Origin of the sequence: Acidovorax sp. WCS2018Noco2-16 (assembly GCF_031843945.1) — a bacterium.
Lineage (GTDB): Bacteria > Pseudomonadota > Gammaproteobacteria > Burkholderiales > Burkholderiaceae_C > Paracidovorax.
In genome coordinates, this window is record NZ_JAVTJJ010000012.1 from 102822 (window position 1) to 113494 (window position 10673).

The 10673-nt window shown below is 64.8% G+C and carries 8 protein-coding genes and 1 riboswitch; of the genes, 4 read left to right on the forward strand and 4 right to left on the reverse strand.

Features of this window, described 5'->3' with window-relative positions; translation table 11 throughout:
• Positions 1-37: 37 nt before the first annotated feature.
• The 3 genes from rsgA to RQI28_RS18220 are packed head-to-tail and all read right to left on the reverse strand — an operon-like array spanning position 38 to position 2751.
• Positions 38-1045 (reverse strand): ribosome small subunit-dependent GTPase A, encoded by a 1008-nt coding sequence (rsgA, locus tag RQI28_RS18210; RefSeq protein ID WP_311223739.1) that lies wholly within the window; start codon positions 1043-1045, stop codon positions 38-40.
• Between the two features lie 30 nt (positions 1046-1075).
• Positions 1076-1417, reverse strand: a complete 342-nt coding sequence (locus RQI28_RS18215) for a 4a-hydroxytetrahydrobiopterin dehydratase (RefSeq protein WP_311223738.1) — start codon at positions 1415-1417, stop codon at positions 1076-1078.
• Complete coding sequence (locus tag RQI28_RS18220; RefSeq protein WP_311223737.1) at positions 1414-2751, reverse strand: M48 family metallopeptidase; 1338 nt, start codon at positions 2749-2751, stop codon at positions 1414-1416. Before RQI28_RS18220 ends, RQI28_RS18215 begins: the two co-directional genes overlap by 4 nt.
• Before the next feature lie 97 nt (positions 2752-2848).
• Between RQI28_RS18220 and orn the strand changes: the two genes are divergently transcribed.
• The 3 genes from orn to RQI28_RS18235 all read left to right on the forward strand — a co-directional run bounded on the left by orn (position 2849) and on the right by RQI28_RS18235 (position 7309).
• Complete coding sequence (gene orn, locus RQI28_RS18225) at positions 2849-3436, forward strand: oligoribonuclease (protein WP_311223736.1); 588 nt, start codon at positions 2849-2851, stop codon at positions 3434-3436.
• A gap of 269 nt (positions 3437-3705) precedes the next feature.
• A complete protein-coding gene (locus tag RQI28_RS18230; protein WP_311223735.1) occupies positions 3706-5679 on the forward strand; it encodes a DEAD/DEAH box helicase in 1974 nt (657 codons plus the stop codon).
• A 166-nt stretch (positions 5680-5845) separates the two neighbouring features.
• Positions 5846-7309, forward strand: coding sequence for a sensor domain-containing diguanylate cyclase (locus tag RQI28_RS18235; RefSeq protein WP_311223734.1), 1464 nt, complete (start codon positions 5846-5848; stop codon positions 7307-7309).
• Between the two features lie 26 nt (positions 7310-7335).
• On the opposite strand, the gene RQI28_RS18240 is transcribed toward RQI28_RS18235, so the two are convergent.
• Entirely contained in the window at positions 7336-8568 is a 1233-nt protein-coding gene (locus RQI28_RS18240) for a multidrug effflux MFS transporter (RefSeq protein WP_311223733.1), read from the reverse strand.
• Between the two features lie 232 nt (positions 8569-8800).
• Positions 8801-9115: riboswitch (cobalamin riboswitch) on the forward strand.
• A gap of 163 nt (positions 9116-9278) precedes the next feature.
• On the opposite strand from RQI28_RS18240, the gene cobW reads away from it, so the two are divergent.
• Positions 9279-10331 (forward strand): cobalamin biosynthesis protein CobW, encoded by a 1053-nt coding sequence (gene cobW / locus RQI28_RS18245; RefSeq protein WP_311223732.1) that lies wholly within the window; start codon positions 9279-9281, stop codon positions 10329-10331.
• Positions 10332-10673: the final 342 nt, after the last annotated feature.

A 10673-nucleotide genomic window follows, 5' to 3' on the forward strand; every position in this document is an offset into this window, starting at 1 on the left:
TGCTTGAATCTGGCGGGTCGGCCGATGAAGCCGCCGGTCACCAGCGCCGCGTCTCGCTCAGCTCGGCAAACAGATTGGAATAGATCTGGTAGCGGCTGGCGCTGATGGCGCCTGGGCCGGTGCGCGATTTGCCCTGCAAGCCATCCACATGGTCCATCACCACGCAGCCGGGCTCGTGCAGATGCGTGCAGTTGTAGAACTTGCAGTGCTCTGCGTGCTGGCCGATGTCGGGCATGTAGCGGGGCAGGTCCGCTGGGCCGATGTGGTTGAGGCCGAATTCCTGGAACCCGGGTGAGTCGATCAGCGCCGTGGTGCGCTCGTCCTTGTCGACCCAGTACAGGCTGGTGCTGGTCGTGGTGTGCTTGCCGGAGTTGAGCGCCTGCGAGATCTCGCCGGTGAGCACCGTGGCGCCGGGCACCAGCAGGTTGATCAGCGTGCTTTTGCCCGAGCCCGACGGGCCCAGCACCAGGGTTGTCTTGCCGCGCAGATGCTCCAGCAGCGCCTGCCGGTCGACCTCTGCGGACAGCGTGAGCGATAGCGGCAGCACGCCGTAATGGTGGGCGGCTTGATCGGCCCCGTTCTCAGTGCCTTCGCCGGTGCCTTTGCTGCCCATGTGCCGATACGGCAAGAGGCGGCCCCACGCGCGGGCGAACGGCTCGACCAGGTCGCTCTTGTTCAGCGCGATGATCGGGTGGATACGTGCAGCCTCTGCCGCGATCAACGCGCGCGCCAGCTGGCTTTCGGAAAAGACAGGCTCGGCGGCGATGAGGATCAGCACCTGATCCAGATTGGCCGCGAACGACTTGGTGCGGATCTCGTCCTGGCGGTAGAAGAGGTTGCGCCGCTCGTGCACGCGCTCGATGGTGCCCTCATCGCCTTGCCCCGGCGCCGGCATTTGCCAGAGCACGCGGTCGCCCACCACCGACTGGCTTTTCTTGCCGCGCGGGTGGCAGATGCGCCGAGCGCCGTCGGGCGATTCGACCAGGCAGTGGCGGCCGTGGCTGGCAACCACCAGGCCTTCGTACAGGGCGCTGCGCTCAGCCATGGTGTGGCGGCGATGTTGCGGCGGTGCGTGTCATGCGGCCAGCAGCGCGTCGAAGCGCGTTGCGCAGTCGATGTCGGTGGCCGAGATGCCATGCACGTCGTGCGTGTTCAGCCGCACCACGCAGCGGTTGTAGTGCACCGACAGGTCGGGGTGGTGATCTTGCGCGTTGGCGATGAAAGCCACCGCGTTCACGAACGAGATCGTCTCGTAGTAATTGGCGAAGTGGTAGGTCTTTTCGATGGCCACCGCGTCACCGTCGCCGCTCAGCGTCCAGCCTTGCAGGTCGGCCAGGCGGGCGACGACTTCGGTCGCGGTCAGCGCGCGGCGTGCTTGTTGGGACCAGTCTTTTTTCGGGAGCATGGAAGTCGTCATGTGGGCGATGCGTTGGCGATGGGCATGCGCGCCAGCCGCTCGATGGCGGGCGGATGCGAATAGTAGAACTTCACGTACACCGGGTCAGGCGTCAGCGTGGAGGCGTTGTCTTCGTACAGCTTGAGCAGGGCGGTGGCCAGGTCGTGCCCGCTGGCCTGGGCCATGGCGTAGGCGTCGGCTTCAAATTCATGGCGGCGCGAGAGTTGCGCGAACACCGGCGAAATGAACACCGTGAACACCGGCACGGCCAGCAAAAAGAGCAGCAGCGCCAGCGCATCGTTGGGCGCCGAGCCGGCGACGCCATCGAGCATCAGATTGGGCGCCACGCCCAGGCCGGTGTAGAACCAGCCTTGGGTGCTCAGCCAGCCCAGCAGCGCGAAACCGGCCAGGCTCAGCGCGAATAGGCTCACGATGCGTTTGATGATGTGGCGGTGCTTGAAATGGCCGAGCTCGTGCGCCAGCACGGCCTCGACCTCGCCCGGGTTCAGCTGGCGCAGCAGCGTGTCGTAGAACACCACGCGCTTGGCCGCGCCGAAGCCGGTGAAATACGCATTGGCGTGCGCGCTGCGGCGGCTGCCGTCCATCACGAACAGGCCCTTGGCTGCAAAGCCACAGCGCTGCATCAGCGCCTTCACGCGCGCCTTCAGCGACTCGTCTTCCAGCGGTTTGAACTTATTGAAGAATGGCGCGATGAAGAGCGGGTAGATCACCATCAGCAGCAGGTTGAAACCCATCCAGGCGCCCCACGCCCACAGCCACCACAGCGGGCCTGCCGCACCCATCAGCCACAGAATGAGCGCTGCGATGGGCAGGCCGATGGCGGCGCCCATCACGGTGGACTTGGCCAAGTCCGCCACCCACAGGCGCGGCGTCATCTTGTTGAAGCCGAAGCGCTGCTCGATCACGAAGGTCTGGTACAGCGTGGCGGGCAGATCGATCAGGCCGCTGATGAGCGCGAAAGCGCCCAGCAGCGCTAGTTGCTGCACCATGCCGCCGCCCAGCCAGGACAGCAGCGCGCGGTTCAGCAGGTCCAGGCCGCCCAGCAGCGTCCAGCCCAGCAGCACAGCGGCGGCCAGCGCCATTTCCAGCAGGCCAAAACGGGCCTTGGCGATGGTGTAGTCGGCCGCCTTCTGGTGGGCCGCCAGCGGAATGCGCCCTGCGAAAGCGGCCGGCACGGCGCCACGGTGCTGCGCCACGTGGCGTATCTGGCGCGACGCCAGCCAAAAGCGCAGCGCCAGTCCCGCGAGCAGCAAGGCGGCGAACACCAGTGTCAGCAGCACGGACGGCGACAGGAACGGGGGCTGGAATGAAAGGGCGGGCGTGGAGGAGGGCATGTGCGATGGAGTGTAGGGCCTGTGGATTGCACTGCAGGCTGCGCAGGAATGGCGGGCCTGGCCAGGCGAGGTGCACCCATCGGCGACAATTCGCACCATGTCCGAGATCGATGTAACTCCCCCGCCTGCGGTGCCCGTATTGTCCAAGTCCGACCAGAACCTGATCTGGCTCGATTGTGAAATGACCGGCCTGAACCCGGAAACCGACCGCCTGCTGGAGATCGCAGTGGTCGTCACCGGCCCGAACCTGGAGCCGCGCATCGAGGGGCCTGTTTTTGCCATTCACCAGTCCGATACGCTGTTGGGTGGCATGGACGCTTGGAACAAGGGCACCCACGGCCGCAGTGGTCTGATCGACAAGGTGCGCGCCTCGACTATCACCGAGGCCGAGGCCGAGCGGCAGGTCATCGAATTTCTAGCGCGCCATGTTCCCAAGGGCACGGCGCCCATGTGCGGCAACAGCATCGGGCAGGATCGGCGCTTTCTGGTGCGCTACATGCCCAAGCTGGAGGCCTTCTTCCACTATCGCAACGTGGACGTCAGCACGCTCAAAGAGCTGGCCAAGCGCTGGAAGCCTGAGGCGTACTCGTCGTTCAAGAAGGCGCAGCGACATACCGCGCTGGCCGACGTGCATGAGTCGATCGACGAAATGGCCCACTACCGCACGCACTTTCTGGCGATCTGACGTTCGATACCCGCAAGGTGATTGCGGGAAAACCCGAAGCGTGCAATAATCGGCGGCTTGCGTGAAATGACCTGTTGGTTTCACGCAGCTTGTGCATCTCCCTTCACACACTGGGCCTGCGGGCGGTTGAGTCCTTCAACCGCACACCGCAAAAATGCCCACCTGCTCTGCTCCTCGCAGCGCTGGTTTCGTTTGATGGTTGATGTTTTTTAACCATAAACGAAGCCTCCGCAGGCCACGCCTGCGGCTGTTTTCGTGTGAGAAAAAATATGACTGACACTCTCCAAGTGCAGGGCGAATTCGCGCCTGCTGATACTTCCGTTGCCGCTGCTGACACCGTCGTGTCGTACGTGGTTGAAACCGCTCCTGTGGCTGAAGCCGCTGCCGTGGCCGACTTGACCGAAGCCGCCGATACCGTGGCATCGGAAGAAGCCGCTCCCGCCGAACCCAATGGTTTCGTCGAACTGGGCCTTGCCGCCGAGCTGGTGCAAGCCGTGGCCGACCTCGGCTACACGCAGCCGACGCAAGTGCAGGCCCGCGCCATTCCTCTGGCCATGGGTTCTGGCGCCGAGTCCACGCGCTTCATCGATTTGATGGTTTCCAGCCAGACCGGCAGCGGCAAGACCGCGGCCTTCCTGCTGCCTGTGCTGCACACGCTGGTTCGTGAACAAGCCGCTGCCGAAGAAGCGGCCCGCGTCGAATTTGAACAAGCGGCCGCTGAGGCCGTGGCACGTGGCGAAGCCGCTCCGAAGCGCCCCAAGCGCAAGGACCCCACCAACAGCCGCAACTTCAAGGCCGCCACCCCTGGCGCGCTGATCCTGTGCCCGACGCGCGAACTCGCGCAGCAGGTTGCACACGACGCGATCGAACTGGTCAAGCATTGCCGCGGCCTGCGCGTGGCCAACGTAGTGGGCGGTATTCCGTACCAACTGCAGATCGCCAAGCTGCAAAACGCCAATCTGGTGGTTGCAACGCCAGGCCGTCTGCTGGATCTGCAACGCTCGATGCAGATCAAGCTCGACCAGGTGAAATTCCTGGTGGTCGACGAGGCCGACCGCATGCTCGATCTGGGCTTCTCCGACGACCTGGCCGACATCAACCAGATGACCAGCCAACGCCAGCAGACCATGATGTTCAGCGCCACGTTCGCGCCGCGCATCCAGCAGCTCGCCATGCGAGTGATGCACGACGGTGGCTCGCAAGTGCAAAAGGTGCAGATCGACAACCCGCAGGAAAAGCACGTCAACATCAAGCAAGTGCTGTTCTGGGCGGACAACGCCCAGCACAAGCGCAAGCTGTTGGACCACTGGCTGCGTGACACGACGATCAACCAGGCCATCGTGTTCGCCAGCACGCAAGTGGAGTGCGACGGCCTTGCCGCCGACCTGCAGCAAGAAGGCTTCTCGGCCGTGGCATTGCACGGCGCCCTGAGCCAGGGCCTGCGCAACCGCCGCCTGATGGCCCTGCGCAGCGGCCAGGTGCAGATTCTGGTGGCGACCGATGTGGCAGCGCGCGGTATCGACGTGCCCACCATCACCCACGTATTCAACTACGGCCTGCCGATGAAGGCCGAGGATTACACCCACCGTATCGGCCGTACGGGCCGCGCCGGCCGCGACGGCCTGGCCGTCACGTTCGCCGAGTTCCGTGATCGCCGCAAGATCTTCGACATCGAAGGCTACAGCAAGCAGCAGTTCAAGTCGGAAGTGGTCCCAGGCCTGGAACCCCAGCAACGCGCGCCTCAGGCACGCCCCGAGTTCGGTGGCCGTGGCGGTGCGCGTGACGGTGGTGGTTTCCGTGGTGGCGATCGTCGCCCAGCGGGCGGCGGCGCAGGCCGTGGCGGCTTTGGCGGTGGCTTCGGCGACCGTGATCGTGGCGGCGACCGCAATGGCGGCGGCGACCGTTTCGGCCGCGGTGCTCCAGCAGCCCGCGATGGCGGTGGCTTTGGTGGCGGCCAGTTTGCCCCACGTGGTGACGACCAGCGCGGCGGCTTCGGCGGCGGTGCCCGTCGCGACGGCGAAGGCTACGGCCGCAAGCCAGGCTTCGGCGAACCCGCACGCGGCGGTTTCGGCGACCAGCAGCCACGCGGTGGTTTCGGTGGTGGCCGCCCTGAAGGCGCAAACCGTGGCGGCGGCGATTTCGCACCACGCAAGCCTGCTTTCGCCAAGCCCGGCGTGGGCGGCGGTGCCAAGCCTTTTGCACCCCATGACGCACGCAAGCGTCCTGCGCGCCCCGCACGCTAAGCTCGTTCGCGAACTTCGCTCCTGAAAGAGCCAGCCCTTGAGGCTGGCTTTTTTGTGGGCGGCTTTTAGGGGCCCCAGTGGCGCGCCGGTTCGGCCGGGCAATAATTCGGCATTGCCGCGTGAGGCCGTGTGGCCCTTGCGAGCACGCATGATTGGAGTTCTTCGGATGTCTTCTATTCCTTCGCTGGACAACGATTTCGAGCACATGTTCGACATCGCCCCTGTCTCTCTGTGGCTGGAAGATTTCAGTGCACTGAAAGTCTTGCTCGACGGCTGGCGCGCCGAGGGCGTGGTCGATATCGAGGCCTTCGTGCGGGCCGACCCGGCACGCATGCAGCAGTACGGCGCATCGCTCAAGGTGCTGAAGGTGAATCAGCGCACGCTCGAATTGTTCGCGGCACCTGATCAGGCGACGCTGGTGGCGTCGCTGGGGCAGGTGTTCCGGGGCGACATGCACGAGCAGGCGATTCAGGAGTTGCGACAGCTCTGGTCCGGCTCGCTGGAGTTTTCAAACCAGACGGTCAATTACGCGCTGGATGGGCGACGCCTGGACGTGCACATCCGTGGCCGCATCCTGCCTGGTCATGAGGCGCTTTGGGATCGTGTACTGGTTTCATTGGAAGACAATACGCCCCAGATGAGCAGCCGCGCGCAACTGCAGCGCAGCGAGCATTACGCGCGCGGTCTGTTCGAGCATTCGCCCGTGTCGTTGTGGGTGGAAGATTTCAGCGCGGTGAGGCGGCTGCTCGACGATGTGCGCGGGCAGGGCATTCGCGACTTCAAGACTTTTCTGAAAGTGCATCCGGAGTTTGTTACCCGCTGCATGCACGAGATCCGCGTCATCGACGTAAACCAGCAGACGCTGTACATGTTCGGTGCGGACAGCAAAGAGCAGTTGCTCAACCAGATCGGCAAGGTGTTCCGGGGCGAGATGCACGAGTCATTTACCGAACAGTTGCTCGACCTGTGGGACGGCAAGCTGTTCCAGCAGCGCGAGGTGGTGAACTACAGCCTGTCGGGCGAGGCGGTCAACATACACATGCAGTTCTCCATCCTGGAAGAACACCGCCACGACTGGTCGATGGTGCTGCTGTCGCTGGTGGACATCACCGCCCGCAAGAAGGCCGAGGCGTATCTCGAGTACCTCGGCAAGCACGACGTGCTGACCCAGTTGCGCAACCGGGCCTTCTATGTGGAAGAGCTCAACCGCCTGACCCGCAAGGGGCCGTGGCCGGTGGCGGTGATCGTGATCGACATGAATGGCCTGAAGGCCATCAACGACGAATCGGGCCACGCCGCTGGGGATGCGATGCTGCGGCGCGTGGGCGAGGTGCTGGCCAAGGCGGTGGATGCGCCGGCCTGCGCGGCCCGTATCGGTGGCGACGAGTTCTCGGTGCTGCTGCCCGCAGCAGAGGATCGCGGTGCGCAGGCAGTCATCGATCGCATCGCCTCGCTGCTGGAGCTGAACAACCAGTTCTACCCGGGCAAGCCGCTGAGCCTGTCGATGGGCATGGCCATTGCGGCGACGGGCGACCAGATCGAGGCGGCCGTGAACCGTGCTGACCAGGCGATGTATGCGGAGAAGGCGCGTTACTACGAAGAAATGGGTGTCGAGCGCCGCCGAGTCTGATCAGCGTTTGTTGGCTCCAAAGCGCATCAGGCCACCGTGGCCGTGCGACCCACTTCCGGCCAGCGGTGGTGCAGATACACCCAGGCCACCAGGCCGACGCACAGCATGGCCAGCGACGCACCTGCCAGCAGCAAGGTGGAGTGCATCACCAGCGGGGCGATCACGCCGGCCACGATGCCGTTGGCGGTCGAGCCCACGAAGGCCTGCAGCGATGAGGCCATGCCGCGCCGCGCGGGGTAGAGATCGAGCACCAGCAGGGTGACCACCGGCACCATTAGCGCCCAGCCAAAAGCAAACACTGCGATGGGCAGCAGCGCCCACGCCACGTGCACCGGGAACAGGGCATTGGCCGCCAGGTTGACCAGGGCCACGGCGAACATGATCAGAAAGCCATGCCGGATCTGCCGCTTGGGCGCGATGTGCCCGGCCAGTCGGCCACTGAGCCATGCTCCGCCCATGATGCCGGAGATGGTCAGGATGAAGAACCAGAAGAAATGCGTGGGAGCTAGTTGCAGATGGTCGCCCAGGAATGCCGGCGCAGCCAGCACGTAAAGGAACATGCCGTTGAATGGAACGCCGCTGGCCAGCGCCAGCAGCAGAAAGCGCGGGCTGGAGCCCAGCTGCCAGTAGCCTTGCATCAGGTGCCGGGCGTTGAACGGCTGGCGCTGGCTGGCATGCAGCGTCTCGGGCAGCAAGCGGAAATTGGCGATCCACAGAAACAGGCCCACGCCCGTCAGGAACCAGAAAATGCTGTGCCAGCCCAGGTGCACGAACAGCCAGCCGCCCACGATGGGCGCGATCGCCGGCGCCACGCCGAAGTAAATGGTGACCTGGCTCATCACCTGCTGTGCCTGCGCCGGCGGAAACATGTCGCGGATCACCGCGCGGGACACCACGATGCCCGCACCCGCCGACAGCCCCTGCAGCGCGCGGAACAGCACCAGCTGGCCGATGTTCTGCGACAGCGCGCATCCGGCCGAGGCGATGGTGAACACCGCGATGCCCCACAGCACCACCGGGCGGCGGCCCACGCTGTCCGACAGCGCGCCATGAAACAGCGTCATGAACGCAAAGCCGAACAGGTAGGCCGACAGCGTCTGCTGCATCTCGACCGGCGTAGCGCCCAGCGCCGCGCCAATGCCTGAAAAAGCCGGAATGTAGGTGTCGATGGAAAACGGCCCGAGCATGCCCAGCAGCGCGAGGAGGACAGCAAGGGTCCAGCGCGGGCCGCGCCAGAGTTCGGTGGCTTGTGGATTCATGGGGAAGGGGAAGAGATCGCCCTGCAAGGGTCGGTGCGCGAATGAGAGGTCACCGATGAGAGGGGCACGGCTCGTCTGCTGATTATGGTGGAAGGCTTTCGCGCCGGCTTGCGTGCAGCGCTTTGCTTGAGCGCGCTGCATGGATGCCCCCGCCCGGCCGTCGGCTAGCCGGTGCGCCGGCGCATGGGGCACGGATAATGGCTGCGGGACAGATGGGCTGCCGTGGCATTCCATCCGTTCCCGGTTCGAAGGTGCCCCCGCCTTGATGGGCGTGGGTTCAACGGGAAGCAGGTGCGCTTGAAAGCCAGACCATGGGTCGGGCCCAGCCAGTCCTGCGCTGCCCCCGCAACGGTCAGCGGATCGCAAGAACCTCATGTCCGGCGCACTGGGATGTGTCGGCAGCCACTGTGCACCTGCGGTGCATGGGAAGGCGAGGATCTTCGGCATTCAAGGAGCGACGTATCTGCCGGTGGATCCACCAGCCGGATCGTCGTGCTTCGCGTGCCATCCGCAAGCCCGGATACCGGCCTTCGCAACCGCCTCCAGACGCTGCGGGAGTGCACACGTCCGGGCATGCTGCGCAACCGTTGACCAATGGCTGCAGGCTGCCCGCAGGTGCGTGCACCGGAGCGTTGTGATGATGATGATGATGTTCCTGTGTTGGTGCCCTGCGGGAGTGCGGGGCGCCGCTTTGCCAGAAAGGCACCTGCATGCAAACGACCGCCAAGATTCCCGCCACCATCGTCACCGGCTTCCTCGGCAGCGGCAAGACGACGCTGCTGCGCCACATCCTCGACAACGCGAATGGCCTGCGCATCGCCGTCATCGTCAATGAATTCGGCGAGCTGGGCATCGACGGAGAGATCCTCAAAGGCTGCGGCGTCGGCTGCGACGACGATGGCAACGAGCGCGAAGGCGCGCTGTATGAACTGGCCAACGGCTGCATGTGCTGCACCGTGCAGGAAGAGTTCTTTCCCGTCATGCAGCAGCTGGCCGCGCGGCGCGACCAGATCGATGCGGTGCTGATCGAGACTTCGGGCCTGGCGCTGCCCAAGCCGCTGGTGCAGGCCTTCCAGTGGCCCGAGATCGCCAACGTGTTCACGGTGGATGCCGTGGTGACGGTGGTGGACACGCCGGCTGCGGCCAGCGGGCAGTTTGCGGCCAACCCCGTCGCCGTCGACGAGCAGCGCCGCGCCGACCCGAACCTGGACCATGAATCGCCGCTGCACGAATTGTTCGAAGACCAGCTCTCTGCGGCCGACCTGGTGGTGCTGAACAAGACCGATCTGGTAGACGCCGCCGCGCTGGCGAAGGTGCAGGCGCTGGTGCGCGAGGAGATTCCGGCGTCGGTGAAGATCGTGCAGTCCGAGCAGGGGCGCCTGCCGCTGAACGTGTTGCTGGGCCTCTCGCGCGCTGCCGAATCCACCATCGACCAGCGGGTGAGCCACCACGACCACGATGAGGACCATGACCATGATGCGTTCGATGCGCTGGTGATCGACCTGCCGGCGGTGGATCGGGATCGCCTGCTGGCGGCGTTGCAGCGTCTGGTGGCCGACCATGCGATCTTGCGGGTGAAGGGGTTTGCGGAGATTCCGGGCAAGCCAATGCGGTGGTTGCTGCAGGGGGTGGGGCGCAGGTTTGATCATCACTTTGATCGGGCTTGGCGCGAGGGGGAGGTGCGGGGGACGCGGTTGGTGTTTATTGGGCAGGGGTTGGATGAGGGGGTTTTGAGGGCGGGGTTGGGTGGGGTTGCTGCCTGATTTTTGGTGTTTTTTGGCTCTAGCGCTTGTTGTGTAAGCGCTGGTAGCTATCTTTTTTGATGGTTGCTGGTTGGTTGTTTTCCGGGGCCGGGATGTGCGCCCGGCGGCGCACCTGCTTTCTTTTGCTTCGCCAAAAGAAAGTAGGCAAAGAAAAGGCGACCCGACTGTCTGCGACCCCTTCGCCTGCGGCGAGCGGGGCAACCTGTGTCGGGCAGGGCGCGGGGTGCGCCGCGGAACTCACTGCGCTGCTTTGCAGCTACGTTCAGACAGCCGCGGCGAGCTAGACAACGATGCGGGTGCGTCCTGCGGCGCACGCGCCACCCCACGCCCTGCCCGACACAG